The 19,909-nt window shown below is 60.7% G+C and carries 17 protein-coding genes and 1 pseudogene; 12 read left to right on the top strand and 6 right to left on the bottom strand.

The genetic code is table 11. The features are described 5' to 3' along the window. The first annotated feature begins 11 nt into the window (after positions 1-11). Both G0Q01_RS10965 and G0Q01_RS10970 read left to right on the top strand, forming a co-directional pair. Positions 12-785 carry an SDR family oxidoreductase gene (locus G0Q01_RS10965; protein ID WP_164213351.1) on the top strand — a complete coding sequence of 258 codons (774 nt, stop codon included), beginning with the start codon at positions 12-14 and terminating at the stop codon, positions 783-785. 62 nt (positions 786-847) lie between these two features. Further along, positions 848-1,408: pseudogene (locus G0Q01_RS10970) on the top strand (exopolysaccharide biosynthesis protein). A gap of 27 nt (positions 1,409-1,435) precedes the next feature. On the opposite strand, the gene G0Q01_RS10975 reads toward G0Q01_RS10970, so the two are convergent. The 5 genes from G0Q01_RS10975 to G0Q01_RS10995 all read right to left on the bottom strand — a co-directional run bounded on the left by G0Q01_RS10975 (position 1,436) and on the right by G0Q01_RS10995 (position 5,783). Continuing rightward, positions 1,436-2,167: an SDR family oxidoreductase gene (locus G0Q01_RS10975; protein ID WP_370526714.1), complete on the bottom strand. Its 732-nt coding sequence runs from the start codon at positions 2,165-2,167 to the stop codon at positions 1,436-1,438. Between the two features lie 153 nt (positions 2,168-2,320). Next, on the bottom strand, positions 2,321-2,749 hold the full coding sequence (locus tag G0Q01_RS10980; RefSeq protein WP_164190907.1) for a glucose dehydrogenase: 429 nt from the start codon (positions 2,747-2,749) through the stop codon (positions 2,321-2,323). Positions 2,750-2,840: 91 nt separating this feature from the next. Further along, positions 2,841-4,601: a thiamine pyrophosphate-requiring protein gene (locus G0Q01_RS10985; RefSeq protein WP_164190910.1), complete on the bottom strand. Its 1,761-nt coding sequence runs from the start codon at positions 4,599-4,601 to the stop codon at positions 2,841-2,843. Positions 4,602-4,654: 53 nt separating this feature from the next. Continuing rightward, positions 4,655-5,563, bottom strand: coding sequence for a complex I NDUFA9 subunit family protein (locus G0Q01_RS10990; protein WP_164213352.1), 909 nt, complete (start codon positions 5,561-5,563; stop codon positions 4,655-4,657). A gap of 31 nt (positions 5,564-5,594) precedes the next feature. Beyond that, positions 5,595-5,783, bottom strand: coding sequence for a DUF3008 family protein (locus G0Q01_RS10995; protein ID WP_164213353.1), 189 nt, complete (start codon positions 5,781-5,783; stop codon positions 5,595-5,597). Positions 5,784-5,995: 212 nt separating this feature from the next. Between G0Q01_RS10995 and G0Q01_RS11000 the strand changes: the two genes are divergently transcribed. From G0Q01_RS11000 to G0Q01_RS11045, 10 genes are all read left to right on the top strand, one after another. Continuing rightward, positions 5,996-6,496 carry a ferritin-like domain-containing protein gene (locus tag G0Q01_RS11000; RefSeq protein WP_164213354.1) on the top strand — a complete coding sequence of 167 codons (501 nt, stop codon included), beginning with the start codon at positions 5,996-5,998 and terminating at the stop codon, positions 6,494-6,496. Between the two features lie 60 nt (positions 6,497-6,556). Beyond that, positions 6,557-7,153, top strand: a complete 597-nt coding sequence (locus tag G0Q01_RS11005; RefSeq protein ID WP_164213355.1) for a BON domain-containing protein — start codon at positions 6,557-6,559, stop codon at positions 7,151-7,153. A 313-nt stretch (positions 7,154-7,466) separates the two neighbouring features. Then, positions 7,467-9,497, top strand: a complete 2,031-nt coding sequence (locus G0Q01_RS11010) for a pyrroloquinoline quinone-dependent dehydrogenase (RefSeq protein ID WP_164213356.1) — start codon at positions 7,467-7,469, stop codon at positions 9,495-9,497. Positions 9,498-10,133: 636 nt separating this feature from the next. Beyond that, a complete protein-coding gene (gene otsB / locus G0Q01_RS11015; RefSeq protein ID WP_164213357.1) occupies positions 10,134-11,264 on the top strand; it encodes a trehalose-phosphatase in 1,131 nt (376 codons plus the stop codon). Between the two features lie 31 nt (positions 11,265-11,295). Then, a complete protein-coding gene (locus G0Q01_RS11020; RefSeq protein WP_164190950.1) occupies positions 11,296-11,886 on the top strand; it encodes an exopolysaccharide biosynthesis protein in 591 nt (196 codons plus the stop codon). 102 nt (positions 11,887-11,988) lie between these two features. Further along, on the top strand, positions 11,989-12,834 hold the full coding sequence (locus G0Q01_RS11025; protein WP_164213358.1) for an inositol monophosphatase: 846 nt from the start codon (positions 11,989-11,991) through the stop codon (positions 12,832-12,834). A 45-nt stretch (positions 12,835-12,879) separates the two neighbouring features. Continuing rightward, positions 12,880-13,770 (top strand): diacylglycerol kinase family protein, encoded by an 891-nt coding sequence (locus G0Q01_RS11030; protein ID WP_164213359.1) that lies wholly within the window; start codon positions 12,880-12,882, stop codon positions 13,768-13,770. 90 nt (positions 13,771-13,860) lie between these two features. After that, positions 13,861-14,649, top strand: coding sequence for a hypothetical protein (locus G0Q01_RS11035; RefSeq protein WP_164213360.1), 789 nt, complete (start codon positions 13,861-13,863; stop codon positions 14,647-14,649). A gap of 258 nt (positions 14,650-14,907) precedes the next feature. After that, complete coding sequence (locus G0Q01_RS11040) at positions 14,908-16,620, top strand: alpha-amylase family glycosyl hydrolase (RefSeq protein ID WP_164213361.1); 1,713 nt, start codon at positions 14,908-14,910, stop codon at positions 16,618-16,620. Next, the gene (locus G0Q01_RS11045) at positions 16,617-18,302 is read left to right on the top strand and encodes an alpha-glucosidase (RefSeq protein ID WP_164213362.1); all 1,686 of its coding nucleotides are present in this window, start codon (positions 16,617-16,619) and stop codon (positions 18,300-18,302) included. The genes G0Q01_RS11040 and G0Q01_RS11045 overlap by 4 nt, the downstream gene beginning before the upstream one ends. Positions 18,303-19,346: 1,044 nt before the next feature. On the opposite strand, the gene G0Q01_RS11050 is transcribed toward G0Q01_RS11045, so the two are convergent. Then, positions 19,347-19,856, bottom strand: coding sequence for a superoxide dismutase family protein (locus G0Q01_RS11050; protein ID WP_164190970.1), 510 nt, complete (start codon positions 19,854-19,856; stop codon positions 19,347-19,349). Positions 19,857-19,909 lie beyond the last annotated feature (53 nt).

Below are 19,909 nucleotides of genomic sequence, written 5' to 3' on the forward strand. Positions count from 1 at the left end.
GAGGATTAGCCATGTCTGATCTGGCAATCATTACCGGCGCGTCGAGCGGGATCGGACTCGAACTCGCGCGCTGTGCGGCAAGTGACGGCTACGCACTGCTGATCTGCGCTGATGATCCGCGGATCCACGAGGTCGCCGAAATGCTGCGAGCCAACGCAGCCGCAGAGGTTGAGGCGGTTCAGGCGGACCTTTCGACACGCAGCGAGGTCGCACGCCTGCTGGCGCAATCCGGCAATCGGCCCCCCGCGCTTCTCATGGCAAATGCCGGCATCGGGCTTGGCGAGAAATTTTTGGACCAGGACATCGCCGCCGCGCTCAACGTCATCAATACCAATGTCGGCGGAACGCTTGCGCTGGTGCATGAGGTCGGCCGCCAGATGCGCCGCGCGGGCGAAGGCCGCATCCTCATCACGGGATCCATCGCCGGTTACATGCCCGGCAGCTTTCAGGCGGTCTACAATGGCACGAAGGCCTTTCTTGACAGTTTTTCCTATGCCTTGCGAGACGAACTTCTGGATAGCGGCGTGACCGTCACCTGTCTCATGCCGGGGCCGACCGACACCGAGTTCTTCGACCGCGCCAATATGACAGACACGCCCATTGGCTCGAGCAATGACAAGGATGACCCGGCCAAGGTCGCACGCACCGGATATGCCGCGATGCGCCAAGGCGAAAGCGGCGTCGTGCCGGGCTTCATGAACAAGGTCCAGACGGTCTTCGCGGGCCTGTTGCCGGAAACGCTCCTGGCACGAATGCACCGGCGGATGGCCCGTCCAGAACGCTGACATGCCGGAACACGCAAACAGAGACCTTGGCGGCTGATCCCGCGATAGAGGCGCCCCGCTCTATGCGGGAGATCGTCGACCGAATGGCCCACGCCGGCGAGACGGATAGCGAGGTCACTGTGCGGACTTTGCTGGAACAGGTCGGCCGCGCCAGCTTTGCGCCGATGCTGATGGTCCCAGCATTTGCTGTCGTGACACCGCTTTCGGGGGTCCGGCTGTTCTCAAGCCTCTGCGGCTGCCTCATCGCCCTTGTCGCGTCTCAGGTGCTGCTCGGGCGGCGGCACCTTTGGCTGCCCAAGGCACTGCTGCAGCAAAGGCTCCCCGGCAAGCGACTGAAGCAAACCGTCGGTTGTCTTCGCGGGCCTGCTGCTTAGCTCGACAAGGTCACGCGTCCGCGTCTGACATTCCTGATCGCGCCCCCTGCGGATCGTCTTGTGGAGCTGGTCTGTCTGACCTCCGGCCTCGCGATGCCGGTCTTTGAACTCGTTCCTTTTGCCTCTTCCATCTTGGGGTGCGCGGTAGGCCTATTCTCCCTGACGTTGCTGGTCAGGGACGGCGCTCTTGCGCTCGCGGGACTTTCTATCATCGCCACGGCGATCGCGACCGTGATCGGCTTGGTCTAGGCCTGAGGCAAGTATCAGCGACGCGTCTCAATCCGCGACCGGCTCACCCCCGTCCGGATGCAGCACATGTCCTGTCATGAAAGAGGAATCCGCGCAGGCGAGGAAGAGGATCGAAGGCGCCACCTCGTTGGGCTGGCCCGGACGGCCCAGAGTGCTGCTCTTGCCGAACGACTCGACCTTGTCGGGCGGGAAGGAGGCCGGGATGAGCGGCGTCCAGATCGGGCCGGGGGCTACGCCGTTGACCCGTATCCCCTTCCCGGCCAGCTTGTGGGCCAGCCCGCGGACGAAGGTCAGGATCGCCCCCTTGGTCGCGGCGTAATCGATCAGCAAGTCCTGACCGCGGTAGGCGGTCACGGAAGTGAGGCAAATGATCTTCGCTCCCTCGGTCAGATGCGGCAGCGCGGCCTGGACCATGAACATCTGGCCGAAGATGTTCGTGCGGAAGGTCGCCTCGATCTGCGCCTCTGTGACATCCTCAAAGTTGTCCTGCGCATGCTGTTCGGCGGCATTATTGACCAGGACGTGAAGAGCCCCAAATTTCTCGACGACCCGCCCAACCGCGTCGACGCAGAATGCCTTCGAGCCGACATCGCCGCGGATCGCCATTGCCGCGCGCCCCTCGGCGCGAATGGCCTCAAGCGTCTCGTTCGCGTCCTGATCCTCATCGCGGTAGAGAATTGCAACGTCTGCCCCCTCACGCGCAAAAAGCACCGCCGCGGCGCGACCGATGCCGGAGTCCCCTCCAGTGATCAGCGCCACCTGCCCTTTCAGCCGGCAGGAGCCTGCGAAGCGCGGGGCAAAATCAGGTCGCGGGGACATCTCGTGTTCGAGGCCGGGTTGCCTCTCCTGCACGCGGTCATCAGAGAACTGGGTCATGACAAGGCCTTTCTCGGTGTCTTTGGGATCGGCGGATCACGCCGGGCGAAGCCTGGTCGCAGCGTCCTCCTGCCTCGCGCGGCTGCCGGCACGCAGCACCGGGATCGTGGCGAAGACGAGCAATAGCACCACGGTCGGCGCGACCAATCTCGGAACCTGCGCCCATCCATCGAATCCCTTCTCCCAGAGCGCCCAGACCAGGGTGGCCCCGTAGGTGACGAGATATACCCAGAGCGCCATGATCGACGGGCGAAACAGGTAGACGGCGGTCGCGCAGAGCCCCAGTCCTGCGGGGGCGTAGTACCAGCTGCCGCCCAGAGAAATCAGCCAAATGCCGCCGCCGAGCAGCGCGAGGCCGAACACCAGCAGCACCACTGCGAGGATCGTGGTAGCGATTCTGCCGCCGCGGTTCGGCGCCTTGGCATTGGCGGTGGGCGGGCTGTGCCTTGCGTCCTTGGCTTGCATCAGAGATCTCCTTTCCAACCGTTGCCATCTGCGAACAGCGGAACGCCGTCGATGTTCCAAGGCCTCTTGGCCCGCGATCGCGCTTCGCCGTTCAGAGCCTGCGGAAGGTATTACGTATCAAGCCCTTGGGATCCTTTTCGTGTAGCAATGAGCGCGCAAAGCTGCGCGCTTGATCGAAGGTCACGTGCGGCGGCAAGGCCGGAACGTCGGGATCTGTCACCACATCAATCAGCGTCGGACGGTCGGCGGCCAGCGCCTCGTCCCACGCAGCCCCGAGTGCCTCCGGCGTCTCCACCCGCAGGCCCACTAACCCGAGCGAACGGGCGTACCCCGCGTAGTCAAAGGGCGGCACGTCCTGTGTCTCGGGGACGCGCGGGCTGTCGGACATGGCGCGCAGTTCCCATGTCACCTGACTCAGATCGCCGTTGTTGAGGACGCAGACAATCAGTCGAGGATCGCTCCAGGCACGCCAGGACTTCGCGACCGTGATCAGTGCGGCATTGCCAAGCATCTGCATCGCCCCGTCTCCACTGAAGGCCAGGGCGACGCGGTCTGGAAAGGCAAATTTCCCTGCAACGGCATATGGGACGGCCGGACACATCGTCGCGAGCGTGCCACTGAGCGTCGCCTGCATTCCCCGCCGAAGGTGCAGCGCCCGCGCAAACCAGTTGGCTGAGGTCCCGGAGTCCGCCGCGATCATCGCCCCCTCGGGCAACCGGATCGAGGCCTCACGAAAGACACGTTCGGGGTTGACCGGATTGGCCTGCTGTAGCGAACGCGCCTCTTCGGCCTCGTGCCATTCGGCGACCTGCTTTTCAAGATCTTCGCGCCATCCCTGTTCGTCCTTCTCGCGAAGAAGCGGCAAGAGTGCCTCGAGCGTTTCGCTCGCGTCACCGGTCAGCGCGACATCCATCGGATATCTGATCGACAGCATGGTCGGATCTAGATCAATCTGCACCGCACGCGCCTGCCCTTCCTCGGGCAGAAACTCCGAGTAAGGAAATCTCGATCCGACCATTAGCAGCGTGTCGCAATGGCGCATCATCCAGTCCGACGCCGCGGTGCCAAGCAGCCCGATTGCGCCGGTGACATAGGGCAGGTCGTCGGGCAACGCCGCCTTGCCGAGCAGCGCCTTGGCAACCCCGGCGCCCAATGTTTCCGCGACCCTTTGCAAAGGCTCGGACGCTGCGAGCGACCCGGCCCCTGCCAGAATCGCCACACGCTTGCCCTCGTTGAGGATTTCGGCTGCCCGAGCCAAGTCGGACTCGCGCGGCAGCACGCGCGGCGTGGGCGCCCCAATCCCTGAATGCACCGTTCCATGCGCATGTGGAGGCTCTGCGACCGCCTCAGCTTCCTGTACGTCGTTGGGCAGGATCAGCGCCGTCACCGTGCGGCGAGTTTGGGCAATGCGCAGGGCGCGATCCAAAAGGTGGCGCGCCTGCGCTGGCACCATGCAAGTTGCACGAAACGCCGAGGCCACGTCCTTGTACAGGGTTTCTAGATCGACCTCCTGCTGGTAGCTACCGCCAAGCGCTGCCCGCGCTTGCTGGCCGACAATTGCCAGAACAGGCATGTGGTCGAGCTTCGCGTCGTAAAGCCCGTTCAGAAGGTGGATTGCTCCAGGTCCCGAAGTCGCCAGGCAGACCCCGACCTCGCCGGTCCATTTGGCATGGGCGCAGGCCATGAAGGCCGCCTCCTCCTCGTGACGGACCTGGACAAATTCCGGGCCCGACTCACGTCGACCAATCGCCGCGATGAGCCCGCCGATGCCATCGCCAGGATAGCCGAAGACGCGTCTGACGCCCCAGTCCTGCAGGCGGGCTAGCAGGAAGTCCGATACCGTTTCGGTCATGTCTTGTCCTTTCTGCGCTCGCACGGGCGCGTGGCTTGCCGGCCCGATGTAGGTTATCCGGCGGCACGTTTTTCGCGCAGGCTGTCCTCAAGCCTGCGCGGAGAGACCGACAGCGCCGCCATTCCGTCATTCACGGCGACATTTCCCTTCCGCACGAGGGCAAGCTGGTGCCGAGTCAGCGGCGGGCTTGGCAGCCGTTCGGCCAGCGCGGCGGCGAGCGACCACAGCCCATAGGGCACCGAGACCAGGTGCGCACGGATGTCGGCGCTGGCTGCCACGGCGCGGACGAGGTCGCGATATCGGTAGACGATCGGCCCAGCGAGATCGTAGCTCGCCCAAGGGTCGTCCTGCTGCATCGCGTTGGCGATCGCCCTGGCCACGTCCCCCACATGTCCCGGCTGCAGCCGGTCATCTCCATCTCCAAAAAGTGGATAAGCCGGAAGCGTCTTCAAGGGCTTGAGTATCTCAGCATCAATCCCGCGACCGGCTCCGAACATCACCGCGGGCCTTGCCAGCACCGCGCCGGGAAACATCTCACGCACAACGTGTTCGCCTCGCCCGCGCGCACTGATGTAGGTATCGGGATCGGTCGGGTCCGAGCCGATTCCCGATACCTGCACAAGACGCTCGACGCCGTCGGTCGCGCAGAGCCGCGCGAGACGGGCCGCGCCTTCGACATGCACGTCCTCGAAGGTCAGGTCTGGCTTCTCGACGTAGAGGCTGACCGCGTTCACCACGGCCTGCGATCCGGCCACCGCTCCTGCAAGCGCGTCGTTGTCGGTGATGTCGGCCTGCACGGTTTCCAGCCTCTCCGCCACGGGCAGGCCCGCTCCGCTGGCGTTGCGGGCCACCACGCGGACCTGGCACCCGTCGTCTAGGAGGTGCCGCGCGATGCGCCGCCCGAGATAACCGGTGCCCCCGATCACAGTCATCAGGCCCTTAGGCGGGCGCCGGTCATCCATCCCTGCCTCACTCCGCACCCCACGCTCACCGTCAGCCATCATCGGCGTGGTCCGGTTTTGAGGTGCGTTCGGTGGACGCTATCGCCTCGAGCTCGTCCTCAGACATGGACTCGAACATCTCACGCGCAGGGCCTTTGAGATCGTCTTTCGGCGTATCTCCGCGCTTCGCTGACAGCGCAGCACCCGCGGCCTTTTGCTGTGCCTTCGATTTTGCCGGCATGGTTTTCTCCTCTCACTGCTGAGGGCCATAGCCCTCTCGCGAACTCAAACAGACAGATCGGAAAATTGTTCGCGGCGACCGCGCGCCGCGCATTTCAGAGATTGCCCGAAACTCGTCCGGCGGGCGGGAACAAAAGCCACAATTGACTGTTTGTTGGCCCACGAAGCAGCACCAGAGGAGGGCGCTGCACGGGAATCAAAAGGAGACCACGAATGGCGATTTTCTCGAAGGACATCGACACGATGGAAGATCTCTACCTGCATACGCTCAGGGACATCTACTATGCGGAAAAGCAGATCGAGAAGGCGCTGCCGAAGATGATTGACAAGGCGTCCGAGGGGAAGCTTCGCGACGCCTTCACCGCGCATTTGGAAGAAACCCACGATCACGTCCAGCGGCTCGAACAAGTGTTCGAGATGATCGGTGCCGAGGCCAAGGGCGTGACCTGCCCAGCGATCGACGGAATTATCGAGGAGGCCGAGGAGATCTCTTCGGATGTCTCAGACAGTCAGGTTCTAGATGCTGCCTTGGCGGCGGCGGCCCAAGCGGTCGAGCACTACGAGATCACGCGGTATGGAACTCTGATTGCCTGGTCTAAGGAGATGGGCCGGGAAGACTGCGCCGATCTGCTCAAGCAGACCCTCGCGGAAGAGCGCGAAGCGGACGAGAAACTCACCCACATCGCCGAGAACCGCCTCAACGAAGCGGCTTGAACCGAAAGAAGCTGCGACGCTTCCACCCACGGAGCGCAGGCCAGCGTGAAAGGACTTCCAATGGTACGCCAATATGATGAAAACATTCGCATGGGCACCGGTCGCCGTGCTGCACCAACTCGCGCGCATGACGAGCGCGATCCGCGCAGAAGCGGCTGGGGCAGAGAGTATGGTCAGGACTACGATGCCTACGCGGCATCGGACCCGACGGCTTGGGGCGGCGTGCCCTACGCACCTTACCCCGGCGCCTTCGGCACTGGCCCCTACGGAAGGCCGGACGATTGGCGCGATCGCTATCGTGACAATCCCCGTGATTTCTGGGACCGCGCCGGCGACGAGGTGGCCTCGTGGTTCGGCGATGATGAGGCCGAAAGGCGCCGCGAACAGGATCACCGCGGGCGAGGACCAAAGGGCTACCGGCGGTCGGACGAGCGCATCCTTGAAGATGTGAACGATCACCTCACCCATGACTCACGCGTCGACGCCTCCGACATCACTGTAGAAGTCAGCGACAACGAGGTGACGCTGACTGGCGAAGTGTCTTCGCGACAGGAAAAACGTCGCGCCGAGGATTGCGCAGAGGAAGTGATGGGCGTCGAGCACGTCCAGAACAACCTGCGCATCAGGCGGGCGGGCAGCGACGCCGCGCCGGTCTGAGAGCCTCGCCACCCGCCGTAGGCGGCGGTCGGGTGACGAGCGTGGCGAACGGTCTCTCCTGGAAGTGGAGGTAGCGGGAACTGCCGACCGTTCGACCGCAGACGATGAAGGGGCGGGGACCGGCATCACGGCCGGTCCCCGTGAGAGGGCGAAGCTTGGAGCGCGTATCGACTGAATTCTGAAATGCTTCGCCACACCGCCCGCCAGCCAACAGGATATCAGATGACTTTCAGAACCCCTTTGACCAAGTCTGTCGCAACAGGAGCAAAATTCCGGCGAACCAACCGAAGACCAGACAACGCAAACGCCCAGCATGCCTCGGGCCGAACAGACGCCGTCACTGGACTCCGGCGGATCAACAGACAATTCCCTGGCGCCGCAAGCAGCCGATGAAAGCTCCGATCAAGCCGCCGCTTCGGAACCCTCTCGGGTGGCAACCCACGCAGGCGCCGACTGGCCCTATTACGGCGGCGGCGCGCATGCGACACGATACTCTCCGCTCGATCAGATCAACAGAAGCAACGTCGATCAGCTTGAGCAAGTCTTCAGTTACCGGACTGGCGACATGCCGGAAGGCACGGCGAAGGGCAAATACTCTCCCGAAACGACACCGCTGAAAGTCGGCGACGACCTGCTGATGTGCTCGGCGATGAATGTCCTGATCTCGATCGACGCGCGCACCGGCGACGAGAATTGGCGCTTCGATCCCGGCGTTCCGAACGACGCGATTCCCTACGGCGCGACGTGCCGTGGAGTCACCGTCTATCGGGACCCCGAGGCCGCGGCGGAGAACACCTGTGCGTCACGGGTGATTGAAGGAACACTCGATGCGAAGCTGGTCGCCGTCGATCTCGAGACTGGTGTTCCCTGCGAGACATTCGGCGAGAACGGCACGGTTGACCTCTGGGAGGACATCGGCGAGCGAGTCCCCGGCTGGTATGCCGTCACCGCGCCACCCGTAATTGTGCGCGACATCTTGGTGACCGGCGCTCAGGTCAAAGACGGCCAGGCTGAGGACGCCCCTTCCGGTGTGATCCGAGGTTACAACGTCCGCACAGGGGAACTGGCTTGGGCCTGGGACCTCGCCGCGGCCGAGGCCAACCGGCAGGGGCCGCCTGAGGGCGCGGTCTACACGCGCGGCACCCCCAACATGTGGACCACGGCCGTAGCCGATGAGGAGCTAGGCTACGTCTACCTGCCGATGGGCAATTCCTCGGTCGACTACTACGGCTCCAACCGCTCTGAGGCGGAAAATGAATTCGCGACCTCGCTCGTCGCGCTTGACGTCACTACCGGGGCGGTCGCATGGAGCTTCCAGACCGTCCGACATGACGTCTGGGACTATGATCTCGGCAGCCAACCGACGCTGATCGACTACGAAGGTACACCCGCAATCATCCTGCCCTCCAAGCAGGGCGATATCTACATCCTCGACCGAGAAACCGGCGAGCCGCTCACCCCGGTGGGAGAATTGACCGGGCTTCCGAAAGGCAAAATCGAGCCGGAGTTCATCTCGGACACTCAGCCCGTCTCGGAGTGGCACACTCTGCGGCGGCCGAGGCTGGAGGAGAAGGATGCTTGGGGTTTCACGCCGCTAGATCAACTATGGTGCCGCATCCAGTTCCGCCGCGCCGATTACGAAGGCTTCTACACGCCGCCCTCGAGCGAGCGCCCGTGGATCCAGTATCCGGGCTACAACGGCGGGTCCGATTGGGGCTCCGTGGCCGTGGACCCCGAGCGCGGGATTATCGTGGCCAATTACAACGATATTCCGAACTACAATCGTCTCCTGACCCGCGAAGAGGCGGATGCGCGAAATCTCCAAGCGATCCACGAACAGGACACCGGCGACACCGCGGGCGAAAACGCCGAGGGCGCGGGCGATCCCCAGATCGGCTCCCCCTACGCCATCGACGTAAACGCGGGCTGGCGGAGTGCGCTCACGGACATGCCCTGCGTCGAGCCGCCCTATGGCGGGATTCGGGCAATCGACATGTCTACCGGCGAAACACTTTGGGACACGCCACTTGGCACCGCGCGCGAAAACGGGCCGTTCGGAGTGCCGTCGATGCTGCCAATCAAGATCGGCACGCCAAACAACGGCGGCGCGGTGATCACTGCCGGAGGCCTGGTCTTCATCGCCGCGGCGACCGACAATCTCTTCCGCGCGATCGACATCGAGACCGGCAGGACCGTCTGGAGCACCGAACTGCCCGCGGGCGGACAGGCGAACCCCATCAGCTACGAGGTTGAGGGCAGGCAATACGTGATGATCGCAGCGACGGGGCATCATTTCATGGAAACTCCGATCGGGGACTACCTGATCGCCTATGCGCTTCCCTAGAGCTTGAGAGCCATGATCGCGGCTGAGCTGCGTAGTTCGGCCGCCTCTTTCGGCATAATCTGTTCTAGCATTAGGCAAGATCGGCTAGTGATGTTCTGTCTGGGCTGCCTTGCTTTCGCGAGTGGCAACCATCGTCCAGAGATTTTCTGGAACATTTCCCTCTTGCCCCGGTTTTCGAAACGAGCGTGGTCTTCAGCCTAGGACAGGCCTCTTCCTCACCGTCCATGGGAAGAGGTCCCCTCTGCACTCCTTGGCGGAATGAGCCACGTTCACCATCCATGAAAAATGCGCTCCAAAAGATGGGTAAGGTTTGGTCGACCCCACCGCCTTTCTTGTCTCTGTAGCGCCGGTATGGACCAAGGGCATACCTTTATGTAGGAGAATTAGCGCAACACTGGCATAATACTCTGCCCCGTGGCCGCGCGGTACAGAGATTTCTTTGAGAAGGCACAGCTATCTGAACTCTGACGCACGGCATGTGAGTTCAGGCCAGTCATCCAAGTTCGTTCCTAAAAGAGTTTTCTGGTTTTTTGGAACATATAGCGATCCTGACTGTTTCGCTTGGGAGCGCGGTGCTTATTCGACGTCCTTGGATATCCGGACATGCGCAACGTCCGGCTCCATCCGAAAAGGTTCATGAAGCCGGAAATCTATCAACCCGGGAGAGCCTTTAGCACCGCGCTCACTGTATCCAAATCACGAGCAGGAACATTTACTCGGATTTCTGGTTACATTAGAGAGCGCGGCGCATCCCCGGCATCAGGAGCAACAGTCAGCGGCTTCTCGAGGGGGACTTACAGGCACTTGATCGCGTCGCGCTCACCTCCAATGGTTATCGAATTTTTAGGCAGACGCTACCGCCTCGCAAATTCCGCTTCGAAAACCTTCTGGTACCAAATTTTGCCTTTCTTCTCGTCAATTTTGCCTTGCTTCTCGGCACCCCAGGAACATCTGGAAGTCTTGCCTGTTTTTGTGGAAAGGAGCCGAAGATCCCGCTCCAATTTCTTTACGCTGCAATTAGAGGAAGACTTGATGCGAAGCGGACCCGCACAGCCGCCCGAAAGGTTGGATTGGAGCTGTCACGCCCTTTTCTTGGACTTTGATGGCACGCTCGTAGCCTTAGCGGATCGACCAGAACTCGTATGCCTTACCACCGGAACGCGCGAATTGCTCATTCGTCTCTCCCAGGCAACGGGTGGCGCAACGGCCGTCATCTCCGGCAGAAGCCTTTCCGACTTGGAAGCCAACCTCCCAAATTTGCATCTCACCTTGGTCGGATCGCACGGCCTAGAACTTCGTGGCGCGGAAGGGAAAGTGTTACAGAGCTTTGAATACACCGGTCCATTGGTGGAAGCAGCCAACGCGCTGAGCTCCTTGGCCGCCGAGTTTAACCTTCTTATGGAGCGAAAGCCTGGCGCGGTCGCGGTGCACTACCGTGACCGACCAGAGGTCGGCTCGCGCGTTCGACATTCCGTATCGTCAATTGCATCTATGCTCGGGCTGAAAAGCATGAATGGGCACATGGTGAGCGAGATCACGCCGCAGGGCATCAACAAGGGCACTTCCATAATGCACCTCATGAAGCGAGCTCCCTTTTCCGGACGTGTACCGGTAATGATTGGCGATGACACCACTGACGAAGACGGTTTCGAAATGGCGCAATCGATTGGCGGCTTCGGCGCACGGATTGGCAGTGACCGTACTTGTGCCAGGTATCGATTCAAGGACCGGCCTAGTGCTATTTCCTGGCTGGCAGCATCGCTCTGACACTACAGCCAAGAGAAACCGGAGCAAAAACATGCCCGATCAGAAGACACAAAAGCTGAGTGAGCTCTTGGACAAGCTGGAAAGCTCCGTTCAAGGTGAGAGCATTAAAGTTGAAAATATTGTAGAGACGCTCGGAGAAAAGTCCTTCGCGGCCCTCATGCTCGCATTCTCGCTGATTTCAACCTCACCGGCGAGTGCGATCCCGGGGGTCACGGCTGTGGTCGCCGGCATCGTGTTCATACTTTCGATACAGATGATTTTCGGTCGCGAGCACGTCTGGTTACCGCAGTTCATTACCGGACGAAACTTGTCTTCGGAAAAGATATGTAAGGGAATTGGTTGGATTCGTCGGCCTGTCGAGCTTATCGAACGGCTTCTCAGGCCACGCCTGACCTTTCTGTGCCATCGGCCTTGGCTTTTGGTCCCACTGCTCCTCACACTTGGCCTAACTTTGTTGATGCCCTTCATGGAGATAATCCCGACATCTGGTTCAATAGCATCAGCTGCTATTGCGCTCTTTTCCGCAGGTCTTCTGACCAGAGATGGCGGACTAATCGCCATCTCTCTGATCCCACTGCTTATCGTACCGGTTCTTATCTACCGAGTAGGCTTCGCAGGATAACCGGCAGACCAGGTCTGATCGGCGACGCAGTCCGAGACGACTTGCCTGAGTGTTGCTTGGCCCATCCACCAAAGGCATCCACATACCTAGAAAAGAGCAGACATGAGCCCGCCACCAGATTCAGTCCCACTCAAAGACTTCGAGATCCTAGCGACCGAACTTGCCCGAGTTGCAGGGGCCGAAATCGAAGCTGCGATGAACCGCACGGTTGCGGTCGACTACAAAGGGACCCCTGCCTCAACACGTGATCCCGTCTCGGAGGTCGACAATTCTGTCGAGATACTTCTGCGCGCCCGCATAGGCGAGCAATACCCAGAGCACGACATCATTGGAGAGGAGATTGATGAGCGACCAGGCCGTCACCACTCCCACGTCTGGGCGGTCGACCCGGTGGACGGTACCGCGAATTTCGTCAACGGCCTGCCACTCTTCGCAAGCTCGATCGGCTTGCTGATCGATGGCACGCCAGAGGTCGGTGCTGTGTGGTGTTCCACCAGCCATCTACTGCGGCCAGGTGTCTATTCAGCCCACACTGGGGGGACGCTGAATTTCGACGGAAATCCCATGGTTCGGCAACGAAATGCGAACCTCCGAGCCGGCCTCCTCGGTCTGCCAGGTGTCGCAGACCTAGATAGTCCTCGGTTCCATTCCCGAAAAACTGGGTCCGCGGCCCTTGAGTGCGCATTCGTGGCGGCCGGCCTGCTTGCCGGCGCTCATTTCCTTTCGCCCAATCTCTGGGACGTCGCTGCGGGCGTCGTCCTGGTAAAAGCCTGCGGCCTCGAACTTCTACAGCAGCGTGGGAACGGGTGGAACGCCTTCGAGAAGTTCGAGCTCGCATCGATGTCGGGCGACCTCAGATTGTGGTCTTCCCAGCTCGTTATGGGAAAAAAAGACGCGACAGCCGCCCTCATCCACAGCGACGCCGCGGCCCGAGACTCATTGATATGAAGAGCTTCAATACGAATCTGGCCACGGGCACCTAGGACAAATCTCATGAAATCGGCTTTTCTCATCCACAGGGTCAGTGCGGGAAGCGGTAATCTCTCTCGAAGGTTCCTGGAAGCATTGTTGCGTAAGCATGGTTATGAGCCCAGATATCATTGCTTGGAGGAAGGGCCGGTCGACCTAAGGACGGCGCAGAGTGATCTCATTGCCATAGCTGGCGGGGACGGTACGTTGGGAAAGCTCCTTCCACAGCTGAGGAACTGGGGGGGAGGCGAGTTTGCCATACTTCCGTCTGGTACCGCGAATAACGTGGCTCGCTCCATGGGTATCTTGGATCTGGATGACGCGCTGCATGTCGATGCTGTCACATCACCGTTTAACATTGGACAGTATTTTTGCGGTGGCAAAACGAAACTCTTCTGCGAGTCTGTCGGGATCGGCGCTTTGGCGTCTATGATAAAGAAATCTTCTGGACCTGATTTCGGACAAGAAAAGCTGCGCAGGGGTCGTGAACACCTTGCAGAGATGATTGCGGAAATGGTCCCCTTTTATCTTCAGGTTGAGACGGAAGGCGGATCTTTCGACGGAGACTTTCTGGCAGTTGAGTTTCTGAACGCAGGCATCGCGGGCCCCTCTCTCCCCCTCTCACCGAAAGCCACGCCAACACGCGCGCTATTCGATATCTATTCCATCCGTGCGGCCCAACGAAACGCGTTTATCGCGTGGCTTCGCAGCGACCTCAACTGTCCTGCCCCCGGAATACACAAATCCACCTCCTACGCTGCTTTCGAGTGTAAAAATAACCATGATCTGCGCGTAGACGACCAAATTATTGTCCCATCCGGAGCGAAAAGAAGAGTTGAGATAAAATTTGACCCACTCCACATAAATACAATGGTCCCGCGGTCAAAACCACAAAAATTCCGATCTAAGTATTAAACCCCGGGACGCTCCCGCGCCTTGAGTGGGCGGAATCGAGAAAAGAAATTTGAAGATCTTTTTTCTCGAATCTCCGTCTTCGGAAGTGAAATGGTGGCAAAAATCTCCGCGCCAAAAATTTGGCAGCACGTCACTCAGGAACAGGACGCACCGTCGCCGGTTCATGCAATGCGGGGCAGCGGATGGTGGGTTTTCCACCGACGGTGCCAAGGCCAACACCAAGATTGCAAGAGAAATCACGAAGGTTTTCACGCCGTGACGGTATGGAATTGGATTCAGCAGAACGCAGACGGCGCCAACGTCCTTTTGAACGGGCTGATGGTCCTCGTCTGGGTCATTTACTTGCAGCTCTTGCTCGTAAGCTTCGCCAGGCAGCGTCGCAGCGTTCTACACCTCGATCTTGGCGTTGCCACGGACGAAAACGCACGCTGCATTCTCACCAATATGGGTTCTGAGCCGATCTACATCGCGGCAATCGTGGTTGAGCTTTGCTATTCGAGCGCCACCCACAGCTTCATTGTCACCGATCGGAAGGAGATGCCCGTCGAGGAAGCCAACAGGCCTCTTGAACGCACGACCAAGGGGCCCCTTGGAAGCGGAGAAGCGCTTGATATCGGAAGTTTCAACGACTTGACTGATCGAACACGCGGGTCGGACGCGCAGGTCAACGTTCTTGATGATCTCGTTAGCGTCGCAGTGACCGCGATTGCAGCCTCAAACCAGGCCCAGAAGCTTGTTGGCGCTTACAAGCGGTTCAATATATCGCGCTGCCAACAAATAAGGCGGTTTCGCGCCGACAGCGTTACCACCCGCCAACTGCGCGGTCCATTGAACCGTCGAAGATTTGAGGCGCTCCTCACCGAGCTAGACACCCAGTGAGCGGGCTCATCCCCAGACTGGGGTGACCAGCTGTCCAGTTCGATCATCTCAGTCGCGGCTGGTGCATCCCAGCCCTTCAGCGCCATCAGGTAGGTATCGGTTAGTCTTAAACCAAAACGAACCGACACCGGGGCCGGCCTTTCCCTCCTGCCTCGGACCTCTGGAACATCGTCCCTCTTCGACCGTTTATCCATAGAAGCAGTAACAAGGCAGGACCGATTTTATTCTTGCCCCCGCTGGAGATCAAAAGGAGTTGTCATGTCAGCGACCGAGCGCGACGCCGAACTGGTCTACGCCATGACCCACCTCGGTCAGCCGCCGGAGCCGCCCGAATGGTGGCGCGGAGCGGTTTTCTACGAGGTCTATCTGCCGTCCTTCAACGACGCCACCGGCGACGGCATCGGCGACATCCCAGGGATCGCAGAGAAGCTGGAATATCTGCACGGACTAGGCGTCGATGGGTTGTGGCTGACACCGCCATATGCTTCCCCTCACGAGGATAGCGGCTACGACGTGAGCGATTTTCTCACTGTGCACCCGCCCTTCGGAACCGTTGATGACCTTCGCACGCTGGTTGCGAAATCCCACGCACTTGGTCTCAAGGTGATGCTCGACTTCATTTTGGGGCACACTTCGGATCAGCACCCATGGTTCGTCGAAAGCGCGTCGTCTCGCGACAATGCGAAGGCCGACTGGTACGTCTGGGCCGACCCTGCTGCGGATGGAGGGCCGCCGAACAATTGGATAAGTTCCTTCGGCGGCCGGGCTTGGCGCTGGGAACCGCGACGGGCCCAATATTGCTATCGCCCGTTCTTACGCAGTCAGCCGGCGCTCAACTTATCGAACCAGCAAGTGCTGGCCGAGATGATGGATATTCTGCGCTACTGGCTGGATATCGGCATCGATGGTTTCCGGATCGACGCGGTGCAGTGCCTGAGCTTCGACCGGGACTTGCGCTCGAATCCACCGGCGCGCCCCGCCGAGAACCCTTCGGTCGGTGGCGGGCCGAACAATCCATTCAAGAAGCAGATGCACCTCTTCGACCGGGACGTTCCCGAGGCCATCCCGATCCTTCACCAAATCCGGCGCATCGCGGACGAGTACCAACCACAGCGGGTGCTGATCGGAGAGTTGGCAGATGTCGACAGTTCGCGTCTCGCGCCGAAGTACACGGTCGGCGACGATAGGCTGCACGCGGTGTATGACTTCGACCTGATCAACCGCTCGGACACCTTGCTGGACTGGACGAACATGCTTGAGGTCCGGTCACGCTACCTCGTCCCCGGTTCCAGCTATAACGTCTTCACCAACCACGACTCCGAGCGAGCGGTGTCGAATCTAATGCCGCGCGCCTGTGCGGCAGGACGAGCCCGGGAGGCAGCAAAGTTGCTTCTTTTTCTCCAGGCGACGCTGTCCGGCGGCACGATCCTGTTCCAAGGAGAGGAGCTCGGGCTCGAGCAGCCCGAACTCGCCCCCGAAGAGATCAGGGACCCCTGGGCCAAGGCGCTCTGGCCGGATTTTCCCGGACGAGACGGCGTGCGGTGCGCGATGCCTTGGGATTCGACCGCGCTACACTGCGGTTTCACTTCGGCGCCGCGACCATATCACAAGGTACCCGAGAGTCATCGCCAGCAGGCGGTTGAACTGCAGGAGCGCGATCCCCGTTCGGTGCTGCATTTCAGCCGCGCGCTCTTGCGCTGGCGGCGCGGCGTGCCTTTTCTGCGCACGGCATCAGAGACCATCCTCAACGATCTGCCCCGCCGGGTCATAGGCTTCGAGCGGAAGAAGAATGGCGACTCGCTTCTCTGCTTCGCGAACTTCGGACAATCAGAGGTCGCGATCCCGCTGCCACAGATTGCAGTGCGGATCGACTTCCAGGCAGGAACCGCGCGTGTTGAGGGAAACCGGCTCACGCTGGGTCCGCTGGCTGTAGCAGCCCTGCCCGGACACGAAAGAGAGGACCCGCCATGAGTTGCCAGAAATCCCACGCCCCTGCCCCAGCGGAAGCTCCCGAGCGGTTGGAGCATTGGTGGCATCGAGCGACCGGCTACCAGATTTACCCCCGCAGCTTCGCCGACAGCAATGGCGACGGCGTGGGCGATATTCCCGGCATCATCGGCAAACTCGTACACCTCGCCGATCTGGGCGTCGGGTTCATCTGGCTGTCGCCGATCTACGCCTCTCCGATGGTCGACAATGGCTACGACATCTCCGACTACCGTGCCATCGCGCCAGAATATGGCACGCTCGCCGACCTGGATCGACTGATCTCTGAGGCCCGTGACCTGGGAATCGGGATTGTCATGGATCTCGTGGTCAACCACAGCTCGTCTTTGCACGCATGGTTCAAGGCGGCACGCGCGTCGCGCGACGCCCCCGAGCACGGCTACTACATCTGGCGCGAGGCTGCGCCGGGTGGCGGCCCCCCTGATGACCAAGAAGCCGTCTTCGGTGGGCCAGCCTGGACCTGGGTTGAGGAAGTGCAGCGCTACTATTTCCACTATTTCAGCCCCGCGCAGCCCGATCTGAACTGGCAGAACCCTGCCCTAAGGGCCGAGGTCCACGACATGATGCGGTGGTGGCTTGATCGAGGGATCGCCGGCTTCCGCATGGACGTCATTAGCCTCATCGGCAAGGACATCGATCAGCGGATCTACGAGGAAGGACCCGACCTGCACCCCTTCCTGCAGGAGATGCACCGGGAAGTGATCGCCGGGCGGGAGATCGTCACCATCGGCGAAAGCTGGTCCGTCTCGCCGGAAACGGGGCTGCTCTACTGCGCACAGGAACGCAAAGAACTGGATATGGTCTTCGAGTTCTCCCACATCCGTGAGGGATGGCACCCCGAACTGGGCAAGTTCGCCCCGAAACCATTTGATCTGGTCGGCTTCAAGCGTGCGCTCTTCGAATGGCAAGAGCTAACCCGCCACGAGGGCTGGAATGCGCTCTTCCTGACCAATCACGACCTGCCAAGACAGGTCTCGTTCTACGCCGATGACGGCAAGCACAGGCGCAATTCGGCGCGAATGCTTGCAACAGTCCTGCACATGCTCAAGGGGACGCCCTTCATCTATCAGGGCGAGGAGATCGGCATGACGAATGCGCGCTTCGAGCGGATCGACCAATACCGCGACCTAGAGACTCTGAACCACTTCGAAGATCAGATCGCGCGCGGCGTTGCGCCGGAAGAATTCATCGCCGGGGCGAACCGGAACAGCCGTGACAACGCCCGCACGCCCATGCAATGGGACGCGGGCCACGGGGCCGGCTTCAGCACAGGCACGCCATGGATCGAGGTCAATTCCAACGCAGACCAAATCAACGTCGCCCAAGACAGGTCCGATCCGGAAAGCATCTTCGCACATTACCGCCACCTTGTCCGGCTGCGCCGAGAACTCGACGTCATCGCCTTCGGCGAGACCGAACCGCTGCTTCCGGACAGCTCAGCGATCATGGCATTTCAACGCAGGCTGGGGTCGGCGCGGGTTCTCGTACTGGCAAATTTCACCGCCAATCGGCAAGCGGTCTGCCTGCCGCTAGATACTTGCGGCGAAGGGCGCTGTCTCGTCTCTTCACATCGCGCACGGAGGCGGATTGATCCCGACCTCGAGATGGCACCTTTCGAGAGTTTCGCCGTCCTTTTCGACAGCTGATCTGCCGCGGAGGTTTCTGAGTGTCTTACTAATGGCGATCAGCCGCGCGAGTCCTCTGAGGACGAGCCTCGCGTCGTGCGACCTTCGTTCGGCGGACGCGGACGGCCGCCTTCTCCTGATTGCTCGATCGCTCCCTGTTCCGAGACCCGGCGGTCCTCATGGTCGGGCCGGATTCGGTCCAGACGTTCGGCCGGCCGCTCGGGATCATCAGTCTTCCCCTGTTTCGATCTTGCCATCTTTCGGCTCCTTTCCGGTTCCGGTTTGAAACCGGATGCCATCCGGAATGTTCCCGCACAGCGACCGCGATTTTCCCGCAGCTTGGCGTCCCCAAGACACGCTGACGTCACGACCCGGCGGACCACCGGCAAGTTGTTGCCTGCGCCTCAGGATGGCCGGGCTGCCGCCGAGCTGACTATCAACCCAGACTCAGGACGGATCGGACCGCGCGCGGGCATCTACTTCCCGTAAATCTGCTTATGCCTCAGATGAGCCTGCAGCTGACGCGCAAGTTCGCGCAACTGTTCCGGAACCTCCTGTTCGCAGGCCACTCCAATTGAATTCTCGAGCTTAGGCTTGAGGTGGTCCTCACGCTCTTCTTTTGTTGGCGTAGTGTACATATCGCATTCTGTCCCGACTTTTTTCCATTGCCCCGATATGACAGTGTATCATGGATTGGGTGAGATGGGACGGCCGCTCACCAAGAAGGTGGTTTTTCTTCTCAGGCTGCGCGGGAGGTGCAACGGTCATGTTCGGGTCGCGGCCGCGCCGATCATGCGGCCGGAAGCGCTCGTTCTGACCGGAGCCGGAGGCAAGCGCTGCGAGCATGACACACGCGGCCCCGCCGCAGCATCCAATTGTCTTAGCCACTCCCTCCGGGACTCCTCCCATCGGGGAGATCTCAGCGCGTATCTGGCGCGATGGGACTGGCACTGCAGGTGCAGGTCGGACGACCTAAAACTTGCGACCGAAAGCGACGCGATTACGAGAACATTCGTCGATACTCCTTTGCCCCGAATTCCAATTGCAGGAGCCAGAATTTTGTCATCACTCCGATCGCAGGGAAAACGCTCCGCAGGCAATCCTGTCGCCGGCGTTGCCAGCGGGTTGGCTCTCGTAGTCGTCGACGCCAGCATGCATAACGAAGGCAGCACCATCCGCGTCGAGGAGAAATCTTTCGACGTCGAAGGCTGGCAGGAAGACTTCGACCTCGCCGACACCATCTTCCTTGACCGTCAGATTGGGCATATCGCCCGGATGTGGCCCTTCAGGGGACATGACCCCATGCACATGTTCGCCAGCCACGTGGCCCCCTGCTGAAGAAAAATCATCTGACTCACAATCGCCCGTCTCGTGCAGGTGAATGGCGTGGATGCCCTCGGGCAACTCGATGAGCGTGACGGTCGCCACCGCTACCCCAGAAGGCGTATCCCGAACGCGAACGGCGCCGAGTTCATTACCCTCGCGGTCAAGTATATTCGCGGTGACCTCCGCCGCCCAACATCCGGTTGCGAAAGGCATTGCACTCAGTAAGGCCACGCAGAAATGAGTTTTCATGGCGTTGCTCCTTGAAAGTATCCCATTCCCTTCGAAGGGAACACGCCCCCTGC

Origin of the sequence: Salipiger sp. PrR007, assembly GCF_010499845.1 — a bacterium.
In the GTDB taxonomy this organism is placed as follows: Bacteria; Pseudomonadota; Alphaproteobacteria; order Rhodobacterales; family Rhodobacteraceae; genus Salipiger; species Salipiger pacificus_A.

What these genes read in the sequence shown, in the direction of transcription:
- G0Q01_RS11000 (WP_164213354.1), top strand. Translation starts at nt 5,996, where the DNA reads ATGGCGATTTTCTCGAAGGACATCGACACGATGGAAGATCTCTACCTG.
- G0Q01_RS10985 (WP_164190910.1), bottom strand. Translation starts at nt 4,601, where the DNA reads ATGACCGAAACGGTATCGGACTTCCTGCTAGCCCGCCTGCAGGACTGG.
- G0Q01_RS11005 (WP_164213355.1), top strand. Translation starts at nt 6,557, where the DNA reads ATGGTACGCCAATATGATGAAAACATTCGCATGGGCACCGGTCGCCGT.
- G0Q01_RS11020 (WP_164190950.1), top strand. Translation starts at nt 11,296, where the DNA reads ATGCCCGATCAGAAGACACAAAAGCTGAGTGAGCTCTTGGACAAGCTG.
- G0Q01_RS11035 (WP_164213360.1), top strand. Translation starts at nt 13,861, where the DNA reads ATGGTGGCAAAAATCTCCGCGCCAAAAATTTGGCAGCACGTCACTCAG.
- G0Q01_RS10990 (WP_164213352.1), bottom strand. Translation starts at nt 5,563, where the DNA reads ATGGATGACCGGCGCCCGCCTAAGGGCCTGATGACTGTGATCGGGGGC.
- G0Q01_RS10995 (WP_164213353.1), bottom strand. Translation starts at nt 5,783, where the DNA reads ATGCCGGCAAAATCGAAGGCACAGCAAAAGGCCGCGGGTGCTGCGCTG.
- G0Q01_RS11040 (WP_164213361.1), top strand. Translation starts at nt 14,908, where the DNA reads ATGTCAGCGACCGAGCGCGACGCCGAACTGGTCTACGCCATGACCCAC.
- G0Q01_RS11030 (WP_164213359.1), top strand. Translation starts at nt 12,880, where the DNA reads ATGAAATCGGCTTTTCTCATCCACAGGGTCAGTGCGGGAAGCGGTAAT.
- G0Q01_RS11050 (WP_164190970.1), bottom strand. Translation starts at nt 19,856, where the DNA reads ATGAAAACTCATTTCTGCGTGGCCTTACTGAGTGCAATGCCTTTCGCA.
- otsB (WP_164213357.1), top strand. Translation starts at nt 10,134, where the DNA reads ATGAAGCCGGAAATCTATCAACCCGGGAGAGCCTTTAGCACCGCGCTC.
- G0Q01_RS10965 (WP_164213351.1), top strand. Translation starts at nt 12, where the DNA reads ATGTCTGATCTGGCAATCATTACCGGCGCGTCGAGCGGGATCGGACTC.
- G0Q01_RS11010 (WP_164213356.1), top strand. Translation starts at nt 7,467, where the DNA reads ATGCCTCGGGCCGAACAGACGCCGTCACTGGACTCCGGCGGATCAACA.
- G0Q01_RS10980 (WP_164190907.1), bottom strand. Translation starts at nt 2,749, where the DNA reads ATGCAAGCCAAGGACGCAAGGCACAGCCCGCCCACCGCCAATGCCAAG.
- G0Q01_RS11025 (WP_164213358.1), top strand. Translation starts at nt 11,989, where the DNA reads ATGAGCCCGCCACCAGATTCAGTCCCACTCAAAGACTTCGAGATCCTA.
- G0Q01_RS11045 (WP_164213362.1), top strand. Translation starts at nt 16,617, where the DNA reads ATGAGTTGCCAGAAATCCCACGCCCCTGCCCCAGCGGAAGCTCCCGAG.